This is a genomic window from Fontibacter flavus, from assembly GCF_042432905.1.
In the GTDB taxonomy this organism is placed as follows: Bacteria; Bacteroidota; Bacteroidia; order Cytophagales; family Cyclobacteriaceae; genus Fontibacter; species Fontibacter flavus.
Genome location: NZ_JBHLWI010000033.1, coordinates 30,714 through 48,967, shown reverse-complemented (window position 1 = coordinate 48,967; position 18,254 = coordinate 30,714). Strand labels below are relative to the sequence as shown.

At 40.8% G+C, this 18,254-nt stretch carries 17 protein-coding genes; 6 read left to right on the top strand and 11 right to left on the bottom strand.

The window, feature by feature from the left end:
* Positions 1-3 precede the first annotated feature (3 nt).
* The 7 genes from ACFFIP_RS12135 to aroQ all read right to left on the bottom strand — a co-directional run bounded on the left by ACFFIP_RS12135 (position 4) and on the right by aroQ (position 7,321).
* The gene (locus tag ACFFIP_RS12135) at positions 4-2,397 is read right to left on the bottom strand and encodes a TonB-dependent receptor (protein ID WP_382387920.1); all 2,394 of its coding nucleotides are present in this window, start codon (positions 2,395-2,397) and stop codon (positions 4-6) included.
* A gap of 10 nt (positions 2,398-2,407) precedes the next feature.
* The gene (locus ACFFIP_RS12130; RefSeq protein WP_382387919.1) at positions 2,408-3,868 is read right to left on the bottom strand and encodes an IPT/TIG domain-containing protein; all 1,461 of its coding nucleotides are present in this window, start codon (positions 3,866-3,868) and stop codon (positions 2,408-2,410) included.
* Positions 3,869-3,961: 93 nt separating this feature from the next.
* Positions 3,962-4,675, bottom strand: a complete 714-nt coding sequence (locus tag ACFFIP_RS12125; protein ID WP_382387918.1) for a tRNA1(Val) (adenine(37)-N6)-methyltransferase — start codon at positions 4,673-4,675, stop codon at positions 3,962-3,964.
* Positions 4,676-4,696: 21 nt separating this feature from the next.
* Entirely contained in the window at positions 4,697-5,176 is a 480-nt protein-coding gene (gene rnhA, locus ACFFIP_RS12120) for a ribonuclease HI (protein WP_382387917.1), read from the bottom strand.
* A gap of 77 nt (positions 5,177-5,253) precedes the next feature.
* The gene (locus ACFFIP_RS12115) at positions 5,254-5,838 is read right to left on the bottom strand and encodes a MarC family protein (RefSeq protein WP_382387916.1); all 585 of its coding nucleotides are present in this window, start codon (positions 5,836-5,838) and stop codon (positions 5,254-5,256) included.
* Between the two features lie 2 nt (positions 5,839-5,840).
* Positions 5,841-6,896: an aminotransferase class V-fold PLP-dependent enzyme gene (locus tag ACFFIP_RS12110; RefSeq protein ID WP_382387915.1), complete on the bottom strand. Its 1,056-nt coding sequence runs from the start codon at positions 6,894-6,896 to the stop codon at positions 5,841-5,843.
* A 5-nt stretch (positions 6,897-6,901) separates the two neighbouring features.
* On the bottom strand, positions 6,902-7,321 hold the full coding sequence (gene aroQ, locus ACFFIP_RS12105; protein WP_382387914.1) for a type II 3-dehydroquinate dehydratase: 420 nt from the start codon (positions 7,319-7,321) through the stop codon (positions 6,902-6,904).
* A 200-nt stretch (positions 7,322-7,521) separates the two neighbouring features.
* Between aroQ and xerD the strand changes: the two genes are divergently transcribed.
* Positions 7,522-8,424, top strand: coding sequence for a site-specific tyrosine recombinase XerD (xerD, locus tag ACFFIP_RS12100; RefSeq protein WP_382387913.1), 903 nt, complete (start codon positions 7,522-7,524; stop codon positions 8,422-8,424).
* Here the strand turns inward: xerD and ACFFIP_RS12095 are convergent, their stop codons facing one another.
* The gene (locus tag ACFFIP_RS12095) at positions 8,425-8,874 is read right to left on the bottom strand and encodes a hypothetical protein (RefSeq protein WP_382387912.1); all 450 of its coding nucleotides are present in this window, start codon (positions 8,872-8,874) and stop codon (positions 8,425-8,427) included.
* 99 nt (positions 8,875-8,973) lie between these two features.
* A complete protein-coding gene (locus ACFFIP_RS12090; protein ID WP_382387911.1) occupies positions 8,974-9,105 on the bottom strand; it encodes a hypothetical protein in 132 nt (43 codons plus the stop codon).
* Positions 9,106-9,321: 216 nt separating this feature from the next.
* On the opposite strand from ACFFIP_RS12090, the gene ACFFIP_RS12085 reads away from it, so the two are divergent.
* The 4 genes from ACFFIP_RS12085 (at position 9,322) to pyrF (ending at position 14,469) form a co-directional block, all read left to right on the top strand.
* Positions 9,322-10,365, top strand: coding sequence for a quinone-dependent dihydroorotate dehydrogenase (locus ACFFIP_RS12085; RefSeq protein ID WP_382387910.1), 1,044 nt, complete (start codon positions 9,322-9,324; stop codon positions 10,363-10,365).
* A 60-nt stretch (positions 10,366-10,425) separates the two neighbouring features.
* A complete protein-coding gene (locus ACFFIP_RS12080) occupies positions 10,426-12,888 on the top strand; it encodes an FtsK/SpoIIIE family DNA translocase (RefSeq protein WP_382387909.1) in 2,463 nt (820 codons plus the stop codon).
* 42 nt (positions 12,889-12,930) lie between these two features.
* Positions 12,931-13,584 carry an outer membrane lipoprotein periplasmic chaperone LolA1 gene (lolA1, locus tag ACFFIP_RS12075; protein ID WP_382387908.1) on the top strand — a complete coding sequence of 218 codons (654 nt, stop codon included), beginning with the start codon at positions 12,931-12,933 and terminating at the stop codon, positions 13,582-13,584.
* A gap of 63 nt (positions 13,585-13,647) precedes the next feature.
* Positions 13,648-14,469 carry an orotidine-5'-phosphate decarboxylase gene (gene pyrF, locus ACFFIP_RS12070; RefSeq protein WP_382387907.1) on the top strand — a complete coding sequence of 274 codons (822 nt, stop codon included), beginning with the start codon at positions 13,648-13,650 and terminating at the stop codon, positions 14,467-14,469.
* Positions 14,470-14,512: 43 nt separating this feature from the next.
* On the opposite strand, the gene ACFFIP_RS12065 is transcribed toward pyrF, so the two are convergent.
* Together ACFFIP_RS12065 and ACFFIP_RS12060 are read right to left on the bottom strand one after the other, a co-directional pair.
* Complete coding sequence (locus ACFFIP_RS12065; protein WP_382387906.1) at positions 14,513-15,097, bottom strand: DNA-binding response regulator; 585 nt, start codon at positions 15,095-15,097, stop codon at positions 14,513-14,515.
* 4 nt (positions 15,098-15,101) lie between these two features.
* A complete protein-coding gene (locus ACFFIP_RS12060; RefSeq protein ID WP_382387905.1) occupies positions 15,102-16,883 on the bottom strand; it encodes a tetratricopeptide repeat-containing sensor histidine kinase in 1,782 nt (593 codons plus the stop codon).
* 75 nt (positions 16,884-16,958) lie between these two features.
* Here ACFFIP_RS12060 and ACFFIP_RS12055 point away from each other — a divergent pair, with 75 nt between their 5' ends.
* Positions 16,959-18,254 (top strand): DUF2851 family protein, encoded by a 1,296-nt coding sequence (locus tag ACFFIP_RS12055; protein ID WP_382387904.1) that lies wholly within the window; start codon positions 16,959-16,961, stop codon positions 18,252-18,254.

Sequence of the window (18,254 nt, the reverse complement as noted above, 5' to 3'; positions counted from 1 at the left end):
TCATCAGAATTTAACTGAGTAACTTAATGTAGGTAGTGGTACTCCTAATATGGCTAAACGATAAGCCTGAGGAGGAGACCCTGCCTGATCGGCAAAAAAGATTGAAAATGGATTTTTCCTTCCATAAACATTCATGACTGCAAATGTCCAATCTCCATCATAAAATTTCCCTTTCCCTTTGAATTTGAAATTAAAAGAAAGATCCAACCGGTGAAAATCAGGAATTCTCTGTTGGTTCCTATCCCTGAAGAAAGCCAATGAATTTCCTGCAAAATCAAACTTTGCTTCAGGAAAAGACACTGGTCTTCCTGTACTGTAAGAGAATGTGGCAGAAAGGGAAGTAAGTGAACTCAACTTATAATTCCCGATCAAGGTGAGGTCATGAGGCTTATCAAAATTTGCCGGATACCATTCTCCATCATTGATGATTTCTTCCTCAAACGGGGTAATAACCCTTCTCAAAGACCTTGAATAAGTGTAGCTGGCCCATCCTGTAATTCTTCCAAGGTTTTTCTTAACATAAGCCTCCACACCATAAGCCTTTCCTTGTCCAGGGATAATTTCAGTTTCCAGGTTATTTTGCAACAAAAGCTTCGCACCATCTTTATATTCTACCACATTCTGAATATCCTTATAATACACTTCCAAAGATGTTTCGAAAATATTGCCTTTGAAGTTTTTGTAAATCCCCAATGAATACTGATCTACCACCTGAGGCTTCAAAAACTGATCACTGAGTTTCCAGATATCTGTTGGCGCAATGGTCGCAGTGTTGGATATCAAGTGGATAAATTGGTACATTTTATTATACCCGGCTTTAATGGAAGTTTTGCTGTCTATAGAATAACGCATTGAAACCCTAGGGCCCCAGCCATCATAAGTCTGTATGGTTTCTCCATCCTGATAGGTCCTTTCACCAACCACATTCCCTGAATTAATGGGCAGGTTTTCGGCATATGACCTGACGGTTCTTGGGCCGTAATACTGGTACATATCGTACCTTATTCCATAGGAAAACCCAAATTTTTCACCAAACTCCCATTCATGTTGTAGGTAAAAACCTGATTCATTGGCATATTCCTCCTGAACATTCTGTGGCAATACCCCTGAATCAGCATCGGGAATCAACTCCCCTGGTTTTATGGTGATCTTTTTGGTGTCAGCCCCAAGCATGATACGGTTATTATCCCCTACTTGATAATTGAAATTGAACCTGATACCTGTATCAATGATCCCTGATTTGAGGTCAAAATTATTGATGCCGGATTGGTTAAAAATGGAAAAATCATAGAGGGTGTGGAACCCTATCAAATCCACAGAGGCTTTTTCCCCAAATTTACCCTGATACCTGACTGATTGACTTTGGTTGGTCCAAGAAATGGTCGTATCCGACGCCAGCGCAAAATCATCATAACTCCTGTAAAAACTGTATGTCAGGTTATGGTCATCGTTGATCTCCCCATATAATATCCCATTGATATCATTGAAGTTGGCTTGGCTGGTTCTTAATTCCGGATTATTGAGAGAATTCAAGAGCCAGTTGATATAAGATCCTCTAAAACTCACCTGTGCAGATATCACATCTTTCACTATTGGCCCATTCAAGGAAGCTTTACCGGAAACAGAGCCCGCCATTAAGTCTCCTCCCCATTTAGTAAGACTACCTGATTTAGGCGTAATATCTAAAATTGAGGAGCCTCTTCCTCCATATTTAGCAGGAATGATGGCTTTGTACAGGGTAAAGTCATTGACCAAATCAGGATTGAATGCAGTGAACAACCCAAATAAGTGGGAAGGATTGTAAATCGGTGCTCCGGCAAACATGATCAGGTTTTGATCTGCCCCTCCTCCCCTGACATTCAGACCAGAAGAAGCTTCACCGACCTGACTGACTCCCGGTAATGTCGCAATAGATCGGATGATATCCACCTCACCCAAGAAGGGGGGAAGCTCCTTAAGGGTATTCATATTGATACTGATGGCACCCATATCCGTACTACGGATATTTTTCTCAGGATCTCTCCCAAAAATCACCACATCATCCAAAGTAAAATCTTCCTGGATCATGGTGATGTTAATTCGCCCCTCACCCACTGCCACTATAGGGTACACAATGGTTTCATATCCCACATACCTAAACTCTAGGACATACTCGGCACGGTCCAAAACCAGATTGAAATTTCCATTGGCATTGGTGATTTCGGTTTTTTCGAGTTCCCGGACAGTAACAGTAGCTCCAACTAAGGCTTCTCCGGTAATCTGATCTGTAATCCTTCCTGAAATCTTGATATTCTTGAGCTCTCCAATATCCCTTCCTACCACAGTCCTATCCTGACCATAACCCAATGTGGACCAAGTAAACAGCATGAAAAAGAGAAATAGTAATTTTCTGTTCATATTCTTTTCTTTAGAATGCATTAGGATCAAACACCCAAAACTCCGACACTCCGGATAGCTGAACTTCAGCACTTCTCAATATATAAATCAAACCTCCATGCTCAAACACACCGGAATTTCTCGAAACGGTTGATCCGGGAAAATCATTCTTCCTTACCCAGTTAAAAGTCTCCATATTGAGCTCCCACATTTGATCAGATCTGTTTCCAAGTCCCAAATAAGCCCTATTGCCAATCACAACGCCTACACCAGTGCCATTACCAAGGTCACCTGGATACCTTGAAACCTCTTCCCATACATTGGTAAAGGTATTGAAAGCATGCATCATGTTGGTTTCAGGGTCGATGAAATAATGTTTGTTTTGATAGGAAAAATTGAGAACAGCATTATTGATTGCAAATGGAGCATTTGGTATGCTGTTCCATGCTCCTAAATTCATGTCTAAAGCAAAGCCACGGGATGCTTCATCACCAAGTCCTCCCACTACATAAAGCTTTTGACCAATTTCGAAGGCCAGCGCTCTTGATTTTGTAAATGGCAAATTCGGTAATGCCTGAAATGCTCCATTTTTCAATTGGTAAAAATCCCTGACCGGCACATCATTCAATGGACCTAAGGTACCGGCTCCATAAAAGGTCTTTGACGAAAAAGCCCTCCATAATTCCCTGCTTGGCAAAGGAATTTCAGACCAGTTTGCATCACCTACCTGATATTTCCACATCTTGGCATTCATTGCCTGCCCTCTATCCGTGCCCATTCCGACATAAAACACATTGCCTTCCTGTAATGCTATGCCATCAAAAACCCTGATAGGAGAAGGGAACTGGGCGATTTGGGTGTATTTACCCGTAGTATATTCAAATGGATCCGCAAAAGTAAATTCCTTGCCTTGATTCACCACCCTGATATTCACCACGGCAGAATTGGTAATGGCAGGCACCCTGACCTGCATGGATGATTCAAAACTAATTCCAACGACCTGTCCCGGGTTATCTCCAAAAAACACCTGGGCGTCTGAAGTAAGGTTTTTACCTGAAATAGTCACTACTGTACCTTGTGTGCCATTATTAGGCGAAAAGTCAAAAACAGCAGGAGACAAAGTCTGTATTTCAATTACATTCCCAAAAAGTATTTCCCCTTGTAGGTTAATAAATGATTTGGCAAAATAACGGTTCTCAATGCTTAACCCATTTGTTTCCCCAATAAACCTTCCCGGTCTTTCCCTTTCTCCCAATGAAATGATAATAGGCTGAGTGAAAGATTCTGTTTCAGATATATAAAAACCATGATCTGAGGCATTGATGTTTTGGGTGGTAATAATCCTACCTGACACCCTCAGACGCTCTCCACTCACATACAAAACATCTTCGGTGACCACTGAAGGAACTATATCTTGGCCCTCCTCACATGATGAAAAAATACCAAGCAACAGGGCTAAAAATGATAAGACAACAATATTCTTCTTATTCATGAAATTTCAACTTAATGCAAGGGTTAAAAATACAGTAATATTGGATTTAAAAAAACAAACCTAAAAAACACGGCATTAATTTTCTGCAAACTTTTAAAAAATCAATAAAAAATCTCTTAAGAGGCGGGAATAACCTTCAGAATATTTCCCAATCTCAACTCTTATTACAATTTCCTCACTTGAAGTTTTTTTACTCCCAAAGCTAAAAGAGGCCACTACTCTCAATACCGGTTTTCCTGGCCTATCTTTTACAATCAATTTGTGTTGTGAAAAGAGACCAATTGAAGCAGCTTCCTTTTCCAAAATCTCCATTTGTCTTTCAGGCAAAATCACACAAAACTCACCTCTCTGGCCGAGCAATTTCACTACTCCTTCCAATAGTTCAGAGAAAGACAAACCAGTAAGATGTAAAGCCAGGTTTCTCTTGACATCTTTAGTTTTGAGATGGTCCTGAAAGTAAGGCGGATTACTGACAATCAGGTCAAACTTTTGTTGGCATACAGGAAAAAAGTCCTGGAAACGCTGATGTACAAAGTCAATCCGATCAGACCAAGGGCTTTGATCCGCATTCTCAGAAGCCTCCAGCCATGCATCCTGATCAATTTCAACACCGGTAAACTGGGCCGTTGCAAATCTTTGGGCCATCATTAAGGTTACCACGCCTGTACCTACTCCGATTTCCAGCACATTTTTAGGAAAACCCTTACCAGCAGTAGCGCCCAATAGCACGCCATCTGTACTGATTTTCATCGCAGCTCTTTCCTGCCGGACACCAAACTGCTTGAATTGAAAATAAGTCTTGGACATTTATAGAAAAAAAACGAATCATCAACCATTGAACCCGGTCATGTGATCAGGACCGATGTTTTCATAACCCTCATCTGCTGGCAGGTTTAACCTCTCTGCAGCAGCAACAGCCAGTTGGTCACAGCGCTCATTTTCAGGATTACCGGCATGACCTTTAACCCACACAAATTTGGGCTTATACCGGACATGAAGGGGAATATACATCCTCCATAAATCCGGATTCTTTTTGTCCTTGAAACCTTTTTTTTGCCAGCCCCACAACCATCCTTTCTCTATGGCATCCACCACATACTTGCTGTCAGAAAAAATAGTCACCGGTATATCCCTGACCTTAAGCTCCTGAAGCCCTTTGATTACCGCAAGAAGCTCCATCCGGTTATTGGTCGTCAAACGGAAACCTCCTGAGAGTTCTTTGCGGTGATGATTGAATTTCAACACCACACCATAGCCTCCAGGACCAGGGTTGCCTTTGGATGCACCATCTGTATAAATTGTAATCATGCTGCAAAGAAAGAACAAACTTTGTCAACAGCCTAAAAAACCTCCTGGGATTATCTTTCCAGGAGGCTGCACTAGATCTAAATCATTTCCCCTGTGAAAAGGGCACTCTTGAAAATTTTAATGGCTATGGAAAGCAGAATAATTCCAAATATTCTCCTCAGAACATCCAGGCCTGTTTTACCCAACTTACGTTCCAGCCAATTGGTACTTTTCAGGACCACATATACAATCAACAGGTTGATCACAATACCCACTGCAATATTCATCTGGGTGTACTCTGCTTTCAAAGTAAGGATTGTCGTCAAAGTTCCCGCTCCGGCAATCAAGGGAAAAGCTATAGGTACAATGGAGGCACTTGTAGTAGAAGCTTCAGGATCAGGCTTGAACAATTCAATACCCAGGATCATTTCCGCACCTAAGGCAAAAATGATCAGTGCCCCTGCAATGGCAAAATCTTCCACTCCAATACCAAAGAGACCAAGAATGGATTTCCCTACAAAAAGAAACAACAACATCAGTACTCCTGCCGCTATTGTCGCTTTTTCAGATTGGATTTGACCCACTTTTTTTCTCAAATTGATGATGATGGGAATTGATCCCAAAATATCGATGACAGAAAACAAGATAAGTGTAACGGAGAATATTTCCTTTATGCTGAACATGATCAATATTGTTTTAAGAACCCAATAAGCTTTTCAAACTCAGAATCATTGATTGCAGGGAAATTTGCAATCCTGAAACTGGTAGGCTTCAAAGGCCCATAACCACTCCCCAATTGCATGCCTTCCTTTTCTGCTGCTTTTTTGATCTCAGCGATAAACTCTTCTTTTCCTGAGATTGCCAAAACAGTACTGCTTCTGGCATCCATATTTTGAACCAGCATCATCAGTTTGGGTGTATGGGCTATCGAATCTTCAAGCCTTCTCATTCTCTGTTTAATTTTGGAATCCACATGCTGAATTTCCGGCATATCTCTCAAAACCCTGTTCAGAAGGTAAATTCCAAACACATTAGGTGTATAATGTGTCTGATAATTATCCGCATTCTCCAGTATGAAGTTTAGACTATTATACCTACCTCTTTCACCCTTGTTTTTGGTTTTGGCAATTGCCCTTGGTGAAAGTATAAGTATTCCCAGACCAGCCGGAAGACCAAAACATTTTTGTACAGAAGCATACCAAATATCCGCATTCGAAAACTCCAGTTCTATCCCACCCATGGAGGAGGTGGTATCCACGGCAATCATTTTTTCAGGAAATTTTGCCCTTATTTCCCCAATAGTATCATTCCTTACCTGCGTAGCATTGGAAGTTTCGTTTTGGGTAATGGCAATCAGGTCAAACTCCTCCCCTATCTGTAGGCCTTCAACTTGAATCGTATCATCTGCACTGATCTTGAGGGACTGGCTTTTCGGCTCAATATATTTGGCATATTCAAACCACTTTTTCCCAAAAGATCCTGAAAAAATATGAAAACTGGCAGATTCCACTATCGACTGACTGATAATTTCCCAGTTTTCAGTAGCAGAGGAAGTAAACAGTAATTTGAAATCCTGAGGAACATGAAGTTTTTCCTTGATCAGCGTCTCAGTTTCCTTGTAAAGGTCCATGAATACTGCCGACCTATGGTTAGCGCTTAAAATTCCTTTTTCATAAGCCTCCTGCATATATTGGGGAAGGCTGTCATATACTTTGGAAGGTCCTGGAGCAAATGTTATCATAATGCTTAGCGGTTGAGAAAATACAATAAACCTAATTCATAGCCTTTTAGGCCTAATCCGGAAATCATTCCTACACATTCTTTGGAAATGATACTTTTGTGCCTGAATTCCTCTCTTTTGTAAATATTGGAGATATGAACTTCCAAAACAGGAGTTTTGACTCCGGCTATAGCGTCGGAAATGGCCACAGAGGTATGCGTATAACCACCTGCATTCAGCAGAATGGCATCATAGCTGAATCCCACCTCATGGATTTTATTGATCAGCTCTCCTTCTACATTGCTTTGGAAATAGCTGAGTTCAATTTCCGGAAACTTTGATTGAAGTTGGACGAAAAAATCCTCAAAAGAGGTGCTGCCATAAATTTCAGGTTCCCTTTTCCCCAGCAAATTGAGGTTGGGTCCATTGATGATAATGATTTTCAATTTTGAGATGGTTAGTGGTTTCAGGACATAAAGTTAAGGAAGGTTTTGTTTTGAATAGGGATATATCAGCAATATTCTGATAGAAAGCTTTAATTTTGGACAGGAATGACCCAATTTGGAACAAATCACAATCAGAGGCTAGAAGAGTAAATCATTTTTATCCAATCCTTTGAAAGTAAAGGAAAACAAAAAATAATAAAATGAGCAGTTGGACACCTTTACTTCGTCAATTTCAACACTATTTAAAGATCGAAAGATCTTTAAGTGAAAATTCCATATTGGCTTACCAACAGGATATGGAAAAACTGAGCAGGTATATGGAGAAAAACTTCCCGGAAACCTCACCAACTCAGGTCACCTTGCAGCATTTGCGGTATTTTGTCAATAGCTTGGCAGAATTGGAAATATCAGAATACACCCAAGCACGTATCATTTCAGGTATCAAAGCTTTTTATAGGTTTCTGATGTATGAAGACCGGATAACGGAAGATCCTTCCCAACTTTTGGAAAGTCCCAAATTGGGCAGAAAATTACCGGACACCCTGAGCTATCCTGAAATAGAGAAAATCCTGGAAAGTATTCCCTTAGGGGAACCTGAAGGCCACCGCAACAGGGCCATGTTGGAAACATTATACAGTTCAGGTCTTCGTGTTTCGGAACTTATTGACCTGAAAATTGGAAATATCTATGCAGATGTTGGTTTCCTCAGGGTGATCGGCAAAGGAAATAAAGAAAGACTTGTTCCGATTGGCAAGGATGCTTTAAAGTACATCAACATCTACATCGAAGAATTTAGAAAACATATCCAACCAGCAAAAGGTCATGAACAATATGTGTTTCTGAACCGAACGGGCAAAAAGTTAAGTCGGGTAATGGTATTTCTGATCATCAAAAAGCAAGTAGCCGCAATAGGACTAGAAAAAAATGTTAGCCCACATACTTTCCGGCATAGCTTTGCTACGCACCTGGTGGAAGGCGGTGCCGACCTAAGGGCTGTGCAGGAAATGTTAGGACATGAAAGCATCACTACCACGGAAATATATACACATTTAGACAGGGATTACCTGAGACAAGTTTTAAATGAATTTCACCCAAGAAAATAATCAAAATGCAATTTTGAGCGCGACTTTTGGCTGAAGCAGTTGAAATTCAGCATTTTGCGGACTAAATGTGACCTGACCAAGTTCATTATACTTCGCATCTTCTTTGGTCAAAAAATCCATATTTCCAGTTTGAAGGTAATGGAATCTTAACTCAAGGAAAGTATCTTTTTCTTTATTCAGCGCAAGTAACACACACCCTCCAAGCTGAAAAATCCCCGCCCAATCATAAAACTCTGTACCTGAAGATAGCGGTTCTGCCAGTCTATTTTCCCTAACTTTAGACCTCGTATAGGTATGCATACCTCCCAATTGATCTTCTATAAAAGGCTTCATCCAAAACAAAGTCTCTGGCATGAACCTCAATACCCCTGAAAGGCTCAGCATATTTTTATTATTTCTAATTCTGAAGCGCTGTTCTGCACCATTGATAATGGTGTTATTCCTGTTCATGGCTGTCCGATATATAACGTAACCAAATTCTCCTCCCACAAAGAATGGCCTTTTGGGAATCTTGTAAAGCCCCTGCAAGCTGACAGATGGAAAAACAAGCTAATGATTGGCTTCCTTAAAATTTCCAATTGGCATTCCCATATTGAAATAGGCTCCACCAATCCACCCTTGACCAAATGACCCAAAAGAAAACATCAAGAGCATGAACAAAGTAAAAAAGATCTTTCTCATCGCATTGATAATTAAACAGTAACGTGAATTAATGAATCAATACGCAAAAGTAACAAGCAGGTTTAGCTGATTTGGGGCAAAAAATCTGAAGCAATAAAACTCAAAAACTCACCCATTAGAAGAACTACCTACATGTTTTGTGTTCGAATTTGGTATTTGCTTCGCAAAAGATTTTTAAATCCGTTAATTTAGCGCGCAGATAAAACTCCGACCCCAGTGTACAAATCCATCATCAAACCAATCCTGTTTCAGAAAAATCCAGAAGATGCCCATCACTTTACTTTCAACTGGATCAAGCGCCTTTTCAATCTCCCTGTAGTCAATCCAATTATCAAAAGCATGTTTTCCTATGACAATGCTGCCTTGGAAAGAACAGTTTTTGGCTTAAAGTTCAGCAATCCTGTTGGTTTGGCTGCAGGATTTGATAAAGATGCCAAGTTGATCGAAGAGATGGCTATGTTGGGATTTGGGTTTATTGAGATTGGCACATTGACACCTAAACCACAGGAAGGCAATCCACTACCTCGCCTTTTCAGACTTCCTGAAGACGAGGCATTGATCAATAGAATGGGATTTAACAACGGCGGGGTGGATGAAGCAGTAAAAAGACTCAAAAATCGAAACTCCAGCGTAATAGTCGGCGGAAACATTGGCAAAAACAAAGTGACAGCAAATGAAGATGCAGTAGAGGATTATCTATACTGCCTGGAAGCCTTACATCCTTATGTTGATTATTTTGTGGTAAATGTAAGTTCACCTAACACGCCTAATCTACGGGATTTGCAGGAAAAAGAACCTTTGAAAAAGTTATTGACAGAGATCAAGAAAGCCAATGACCTCAAAAGAAAACCAAAACCTATCCTTTTGAAGATTGCTCCAGATCTCACTGTAGGACAATTGGATGACATTGTGGAAATTGTCCTTGAAACCAAAATCGACGGGGTCATCGCTACCAACACGACCATAGGCAGGACAGAATTAACGACTCCTCAGGAAAAAGTTGCAGCTATAGGCGCAGGCGGAGTAAGTGGAAAAGTGCTCGCCAAAAGAAGTACCGAAGTAATCCGGTACCTGGCAAAGAGATCAAACAATGCCTTCCCTATCATAGGAGTAGGAGGAATTTTCACTGCCCAAGATGCTATTGACAAACTTGAGGCTGGCGCATCGCTTGTGCAAGTATATACAGGCATGATTTATGAAGGTCCTTCCATGGTGAAGAAAATCAAAAAAGGATTGGCTGAATATTTGTCCCGGCAATAAAAGTAAATCAGTATATTTCGAAACCCATTACCGAACTTTAGATACACCCTGAACAGCAAAATGGCTTCAGACAACAGCAGATCAAATACTTTTAGAAAGAAAAATGAACCCAAACCCAAGGGAAAAGAAGGAAGCGGTAAGCGTTTTTCATTTTCCTTTGCAAATGATAAAAGGATTCCCCTTACCATTGGAATTACCTTGATGTCATTGGGGCTTTTCATGATTTTTGCATTTATCAGCTACCTTTTCGAGGGAAAAGCCGATCAGGATCTTGTTGTATCCCAATTGGATCAGGATGTAAGGAGCACTGCTGAAGAAGCCAGAAATTGGCTAGGCCTTTTAGGCGCTAAGATTTCACATATCTTTATTCACAAATGGTTCGGAATTGCCGCATTCCTATTCCCTCCTTTCCTATTTCTATTAGGCGTCAAGATGACCTTTAAAAAGTCTTTGATGTCCCTTTCAAGGTATGCTATCTTCGCCATTTTCTTTACGTTTTGGCTTTGTCTATTGACAGGGTATTTGGTTCATAAAGCAGATGGCTATCACCTTCTGGGAGATTTAAGCGGGGGCTTTGGTATTGAACTGGGAACTTTGGCCAGTAATTTTCTGGGTTGGGGCACCTTTATTTTAATTGGTGGTTCTTTATTCATTTTCCTGATCTTTTTCTTCAATATTGATCAGATCAACTGGTTTTCTTCAACGGGTAAAAATTTGGAAGAGGAAGGGAAGTCAGACCAATACACCAACAATTCTGAAGCCTCTGATATTCTAGATGAAATGGATGAAGTGGATGAGTTTGTCGAAGAAGAAATTATGGATGATGGCAGCACTTGGACCATGAATGCTGATGACAAACCTGCCAAAGTCCCGGTACCTTCTCCTGTATTCAACATAGAAGGAGAAACAGATTTACCGGAAGAACCCATCCTTTCCACTCCCGAGACCAAGGAGAATAATTTCTCGGTTACAAAAAGTGCCGGAGAAGAAAAGACTGCGGAAGAGGTTGAAAACCTGGATCCCTATGATCCGAAGTTGGATCTTCCGCATTATCAGTATCCGACTTTGGATTTACTGAATGAATATGATTTCCAAAAAGTGACGGTAACCCGTCAGGAACTGGAGGAAAATAAAAACAAAATCGTAGAGACCCTGGTCAACTTCAAGATCGGAATTCAGGAAATCAAGGCGACTATCGGCCCTACGGTTACGCTATATGAAATTGTCCCTGATCCGGGAGTGAAAATTTCCAAAATCAAAAACCTGGAAGACGATATTGCACTCAATCTGGCAGCATTGGGTATCCGAATCATTGCACCCATGCCAGGCAAAGGCACCATTGGTATTGAGGTTCCAAACAAAAACCGTGAACTCGTACCTGCCAAATCGGTAATCGGAACCGAAAAATTCATGAAGAGTGATAAGGATCTTCCTGTCGCGCTTGGCAAAACCATCTCCAATGAGGTATTTGTCATAGACTTGGCAAAAATGCCCCACCTATTGATGGCGGGAGCAACGGGACAAGGAAAGTCAGTGGGGCTGAATATGATCCTCGCCTCCCTGGTCTATAAAAAACATCCTGCCCAACTAAAATTCGTGCTCGTCGATCCTAAGAAGGTGGAATTGACCCTCTTCAATAAAATAGAGCGTCATTTCCTAGCCAAACTCCCAGGTTCGGAAGAAGCTATCATTACCGATACCAAGAAGGTTATCTACACCTTGAACTCCCTGTGTATTGAGATGGACAACCGTTATGACCTCTTGAAAGACGCCGGGTGTAGAAACCTGAAAGAATACAATGCCAAGTTTATCGCACGTAGACTGAATCCCGAAAAAGGCCATAAATTCATGCCTTACATCGTATTGGTAATTGATGAGTTGGCAGATCTGATGATGACAGCCGGGAAAGAAATTGAGGCACCGATTGCAAGGTTGGCACAGTTGGCAAGGGCTATTGGTATCCACTTGGTGGTGGCCACCCAAAGACCTTCGGTAAATGTCATCACCGGTATCATTAAGGCCAATTTCCCTGCCAGACTTTCTTTCCGTGTTACCTCTAAAATTGACAGCCGAACCATTTTGGATTCTGGAGGTGCCGAACAACTGATCGGCATGGGAGATATGCTGCTTTCCCATGGCTCAGACGTCACACGTCTACAGTGCGCATTCCTGGACACGCCAGAAGTTGATGCCATCTGTGACTGGATCGGTGAACAAAAAGGTTATCCAGATGCTTATTTACTCCCTGAGTTTGAAGGTGAGGAAAGTGACAGTGGGATTGGTGACATTGATCTTGCTGACAGAGACCCATTATTTGATGATGCGGCTAGGCTGATCGTCCTTCATCAGCAGGGCAGCACCTCACTTATCCAAAGAAAACTGAAACTTGGCTATAACCGTGCCGGAAGAATTGTTGACCAACTCGAAGCTGCTGGAATTGTTGGGCCATTTGAAGGAAGTAAAGCACGTGAGGTTTTAGTGCAGGATGAAGCAAGTTTGGAACGGTTATTGAACAACCTCTGATTAAAGTGGCCATAGGTCCACAAGCGTAAAGTAACAATTATCATGTTTAAAAAAATTCTATTCCTTTTATTCCTGATCGGAATATCCTCCACTTTTGTTTTTGGGCAGAAAGATCCAAAGGCAAAAAGCATTCTGGATGGTGTCAGTCAGAAATACGCCTCTCTAAAGGGGGTGAAAGCAAGTTTCGAATTCTCCTACACTGATTTATCAGATGGAAGAAGCCAAAACCAAAATGGAGAGATCGCCATCAAAGGAGAAAAATACCATATCAAATTGCCGGAACAGGAAATCTTCAACAATGGAAAAACTGTCTGGACTTTTATAGAAGACGGCAACTATAAAGAAGTCACCATCAATAATGCCAGTGAAATGGGGGATGAACTGACACCTTCTTCTGTCTACAACATTTACAAGAAAGGGTATAACTATAAATTACTTGGAGAAAAAACTGAAAACAAAGTTGTCATCCAGGAGATCGAACTATTAGCCGAAAATGCCAATGCTCCTTTCAAAAAGGTCTTGCTCACCATAGATAAAGTCAAAAAAAACTTACTTGGCTGGCAGATTTTCGACGATCAGGGAGGCGTATTCAAATACCGTTTCAAATCTGTTGATACAGAAATTGACCTACCGGATAACTATTTCAACTTCAATCCACAGAAATACGGCAAAATTGAGATCATTGATCTTCGCTGATTTTAATCCTGAATTTGATTCAGGATTATTTTTTATCCCTAATTTTGGGCAAAACTCCAAAAGATGAACCGTAAAACGCTATTCGAACAGATCAAGCAAAAGAAATCATTTTTATGTGTCGGATTGGATACTGACCCTGCCAAAATCCCTGCCCACTTATTGAAGGAAGCAGATCCAATTTATGAATTTAACAAACAGATCATTGACGCTACTCAGGAATATACAGTAGCTTACAAACCGAATATTGCCTTCTATGAAGCATTAGGTACAAAAGGATGGGAGAGTTTGCAAAAAACCCTGGAGTATATTCCCAAAAGTATCTTCACCATAGCTGATGCAAAACGAGGTGATATCGGCAATACCTCTTCGCTTTATGCCAAAGCATTTTTTGAAACCATGGATTTTGATTCCATTACAGTGGCCCCTTACATGGGAATTGATAGTGTGAAACCCTTTTTGGAGTTTAAAGACAAGTGGGTCATCTTATTGGCCTTGACCTCCAACGAAGGCAGTATGGATTTTCAATTGACCAGGTCAGCAGAAGGCAAGCCACTGTTTCAGGAAGTTTTGGAAAAAAGCAGTAAATGGGGAACACCTGAAAATATGATGTATGTGGTGGGCGCTACAAGGGGAGAAAAAATTGCAGAAGTGAGAAAAATTGTTCCCGAGCATTTTTTCCTGGTTCCTGGCGTAGGTGCACAGGGAGGCAGCCTTAAAGATGTAGCAAAATATGGCATGAACTCAGAATGCGGATTACTGGTCAATTCATCAAGAGGAATAATTTATGCGAGTAATGGAGAAGATTTTGCCGAGGCAGCTGGTAAAGAAGCCAAAAAATTACAGGAAGAAATGGCGGTTTTATTGGACAAGTATCTTTCACTTTAAGAAACAATCCGATTTGACAAATATGGGTCTGACAAGCTTTTTGTTAGATCCATTTATTTTTTAAAGCCTTGGCGACCACATCCAGGTTGGTATGCACATCCAGTTTCTTTCGGATATTTTTGGTGTGTGTGGTGATGGTATGGTAGCTGATGTTCAGGGCATCGGCTATTTCATAGGATGACTTTCCGTCCGCCAACAACCCGATAATTTCCAGTTCCCGTGAAGATAAAAAATCAGGCGCTTCAGTCTGATTTCCCTGGTTTTTGGAAAGTACAATCTGCAAGCTTGCCTTTAACTGGTTAGCATTAAACGGTTTCACCAAATAAAAACTTCCCTCAATCTCCAAGGTTTTTGCTATAGTTTGGTCATCATGGAAGGCAGTAAGAAAAATCACTTTGAAATCACCCTTCCTCATTAATTCCTTCATCAGCGCTATCCCGTCAATATCAGCATTCAAATTGATGTCACAGACGATCACATCTGGAACTTGTACAGCAAAAAAATCTCTCGCTTCCTCAGGTGTATTTGCTGCACCAATTACTTCAAATCCCAGTCTTGCCAAGGTCTCTTCCAAGTCCATGGTTACAATGATCTCATCTTCTACAATTAATATTTTCGATTGGGACATGCTGCTATTTCCTTACAAATTCGAAGACAAACTCAGTACCTTGTTCTGAGCTTGACTCTAGTTTGGAGTTTAATTGTTTGATCAAAGATGTAACCAGTTTAAGTCCAAAAGAAGGACTTCTTTCAGGTTTAAAGTTTTCAGGAAGACCCTTTCCATTGTCTTTCAACCGGAATACTATTTTACTATCTTTTTCCTTCATTTCAAGGATAAGTTTTGCATATTCTTTCTGCTCAAAGGCATACTTGAAAGCGTTTGAAGCCAACTCATTGACTATTAAACCCAATGGAACTGCCACGTCGAGTCCAAGAAAAGGATTATCCAATTCAATTTTATTGTTGACAACCTCTACTGGGTATCCATAACTCACAGCAAGACTTTTGGTCAGAAAATCCATGTATTCTTTGATGTCCAGTCCAGATAAATCTTCTTCCAGATACAGGTTTTTATGAATGAGGGACATGGCCTCTAGTCTACTTTGTCCTTCTCTAATAGCCTGCTTGGTTTCCTCATCTTCTATCCTATTATACTGCAGATTTAACAAACTTGTGACAATCTGTAGGTTGTTCTTGACACGATGATGCAACTCCCTGATCAGGGTTTCAATACGCTGGTTCTTTGCTTCCAATTCACGAGCGGATTTCTTTTTCAGTGTAAATAAGTAATACACCAAAGCCAACAAGGCCGACATGACCAAAAATAGTACTGCCCCAAGTGTCACCTGAACATTTTTTTTCGCCAGGATTGCTGCCTGAGTTTCCTCCCTTTGTTTTAACTCCACAATCTCCTGTTCATTTTTTACCGACTCGAATTCTTCCTGCAGTTCCGCTACTTCCTTACTGTAAGTATCCTTGAGGTATTCTTCATTGAGCTGGGCATATGCCTCTAAAAAAGAGAACGCTTTTGGAATTTGGCCTAACTCTTTATAGACCTCATACAAAAGCTTATTGGCCAAGGCCTGTTCTTCCACATAATTATGATCCGTGGCAAGACCAAGTGCCACCTCACTCTCCCGAATTACTTTGGGGTAATCTTTTTGACCAAAATACAAATTGCCCAAATTGAGTCTGTTCATGATTTCCTGATAGGTATTCCCAATTTTCCGGTTAAGAGTCAGCGCTTCATCAAAGCAGATTTTTGCATTAGGGTAATCACCCATATCAAGATATATTAGCCCAAAATTATTCTGGATATTAGCAATATCAGCCTCGCTTTCCAATGATCTGGCAATCTTCAATCCCTGATCAAGGGAATTCAAAGCCTCTTCTATTTCTCCATCTCTTTTGAAAATAAGCCCCAAATTATTGAGGGTTTTCAGATAAGTATGGGGATCTTTCTCTTGGTCTACCAAATCGATTATCTTTTGAAAATAATTTTTGGCCTTGTTGTTCTCCTGCCTTCCCATGTAGATTCCCGCCATATTACCGTAGATTCTGAGCAAGGTAGAACTATCTTGGGCAGACTCCGCAAAAGGCAAGGCTTCCAAATAACTTTGCATGGCTACATTAGGTCTACCGGTATGCTGCAGAATGACTCCCCTGTTATTGTAATATCTGCCCAAACTCCTTTGATCCATAGAATTCTTGGCATAAAATATTGCGGTATCCAAATATTCAAATGCAAGACCATTGTCCTTAAAAGCATACTCCAAAAAAAGATTATTAAATACCCTGGATAGGATAGAATCAGGGTGATTGTTTTTTGATTCTAAAAGTAAACTGTCTACCGTGGACTGTTGGCCATGCGAAACACCAACAAAAAAGAAGAAAATAAGGTATAAGTATTTCATGAATCTAAATTTTCACGTTAAATTAAATGATTATTTAGAAAACTGTTGACTTAATTTTTAAACACATTTTTGGATATGGATTTTCAGGAAAATTTTCTTCAGTCGGTATGGAAATACCAGTATTTTGATAAAAACAATTTACAGACCACCGACGGACTTGGTCTAGAAATCAAGAAAATAGGATATCACAATTTCTACGAGGGTCCTGACTTTATTGAAGCCCAAGTCAAAATCGGCATGTTAGACTACATTGGTCATGTAGAAGTTCACCGCAAAGCCTCCGATTGGATTCAGCACGAACACAGCAAGGATGAGCGCTATAATTCCGTCATCCTCCATGTGGTCTATGATGCAGACCTGCCTATTCTTCATGAGGATGGCAGCCCTATTCCGACCTTGGAACTCAAAGGAAAAATCTGGCTGGATGTCATCAGAAATTATGAACGGCTGGCCAATAGCCGGGAAGAAATCCTATGTGGACCAAACCTGAAGGAAATAGCCCCTATCATCAAATTTTCCATGCTTGAAAAAGCTCTGTTGGAAAGGCTGGAAACAAAATCTGCTGCCTTTTTGGAGATCCTGGCTGACACCAAAAATGACTGGGAAGAAACAACTTTCCGTTGGCTTTTCAAGTGTTTCGGATTCAAAACCAATGCTGAGCCAATGCTCCGATTGGCAGAGAGTGTCCCTTACCGATTACTCCAAAAACACAGCAACCAACCACTGGCCATTGAGGCTATTTTGTTCGGGCAGGCTGGATTGATTCCAGAAGACCCTGTGGATGAATACAGTAACTTGCTGAGAAACGAATATTTATTCTACCGAAAAAAATACCAACTCAGCCCCAAAGTACAGAACCAGGACTGGAAGATGATGGGGGTGAGACCACATAACTTTCCTTTTCTCAGGATAGCACAGCTCTGTGCAGTGCTCAATCAGCATCCCAATCTTTTTGCTTCCACCGTTTCGTCTACCCATAAACTGGGGAATTTTGAGAAAGTTTTTGGAATCAGCACCGGGCAATATTGGCAAAACCATTACAAACTGGGAGTACCAACTTCTAAGCCTTTACCTAAAAAATTGAGTAAAAACACCCTGAATTTATTGATGATCAATTTTGTCACACCACTATGGTATGGTTATGGTCAATATATTCAAGATGCTGACTGGAAGGAGAAATGTCTGGATTTACTCCAGGAAGTCCCCGCAGAGGACAACTTCATCATACGGAAGTTTGCATGCCATGACTGGAATGCTCTCACTGCGTTTGACAGTCAGGGGATGTTGGGACTTTACCACCAATATTGTAAGGAGAAAAAGTGTCTGGATTGTAAAATTGGACAGAACATGCTCAAGCCTCAAAAGAAATGA

What these genes read in the sequence shown, in the direction of transcription:
- ACFFIP_RS12135 (WP_382387920.1), bottom strand. Translation starts at nt 2,397, where the DNA reads ATGAACAGAAAATTACTATTTCTCTTTTTCATGCTGTTTACTTGGTCC.
- ACFFIP_RS12130 (WP_382387919.1), bottom strand. Translation starts at nt 3,868, where the DNA reads ATGAATAAGAAGAATATTGTTGTCTTATCATTTTTAGCCCTGTTGCTT.
- ACFFIP_RS12125 (WP_382387918.1), bottom strand. Translation starts at nt 4,675, where the DNA reads ATGTCCAAGACTTATTTTCAATTCAAGCAGTTTGGTGTCCGGCAGGAA.
- rnhA (WP_382387917.1), bottom strand. Translation starts at nt 5,176, where the DNA reads ATGATTACAATTTATACAGATGGTGCATCCAAAGGCAACCCTGGTCCT.
- ACFFIP_RS12115 (WP_382387916.1), bottom strand. Translation starts at nt 5,838, where the DNA reads ATGTTCAGCATAAAGGAAATATTCTCCGTTACACTTATCTTGTTTTCT.
- ACFFIP_RS12110 (WP_382387915.1), bottom strand. Translation starts at nt 6,896, where the DNA reads ATGATAACATTTGCTCCAGGACCTTCCAAAGTATATGACAGCCTTCCC.
- xerD (WP_382387913.1), top strand. Translation starts at nt 7,522, where the DNA reads ATGAGCAGTTGGACACCTTTACTTCGTCAATTTCAACACTATTTAAAG.
- ACFFIP_RS12095 (WP_382387912.1), bottom strand. Translation starts at nt 8,874, where the DNA reads ATGAACAGGAATAACACCATTATCAATGGTGCAGAACAGCGCTTCAGA.
- ACFFIP_RS12090 (WP_382387911.1), bottom strand. Translation starts at nt 9,105, where the DNA reads ATGAGAAAGATCTTTTTTACTTTGTTCATGCTCTTGATGTTTTCTTTT.
- ACFFIP_RS12080 (WP_382387909.1), top strand. Translation starts at nt 10,426, where the DNA reads ATGGCTTCAGACAACAGCAGATCAAATACTTTTAGAAAGAAAAATGAA.
- lolA1 (WP_382387908.1), top strand. Translation starts at nt 12,931, where the DNA reads ATGTTTAAAAAAATTCTATTCCTTTTATTCCTGATCGGAATATCCTCC.
- pyrF (WP_382387907.1), top strand. Translation starts at nt 13,648, where the DNA reads ATGAACCGTAAAACGCTATTCGAACAGATCAAGCAAAAGAAATCATTT.
- ACFFIP_RS12065 (WP_382387906.1), bottom strand. Translation starts at nt 15,097, where the DNA reads ATGTCCCAATCGAAAATATTAATTGTAGAAGATGAGATCATTGTAACC.
- ACFFIP_RS12060 (WP_382387905.1), bottom strand. Translation starts at nt 16,883, where the DNA reads ATGAAATACTTATACCTTATTTTCTTCTTTTTTGTTGGTGTTTCGCAT.
- ACFFIP_RS12055 (WP_382387904.1), top strand. Translation starts at nt 16,959, where the DNA reads ATGGATTTTCAGGAAAATTTTCTTCAGTCGGTATGGAAATACCAGTAT.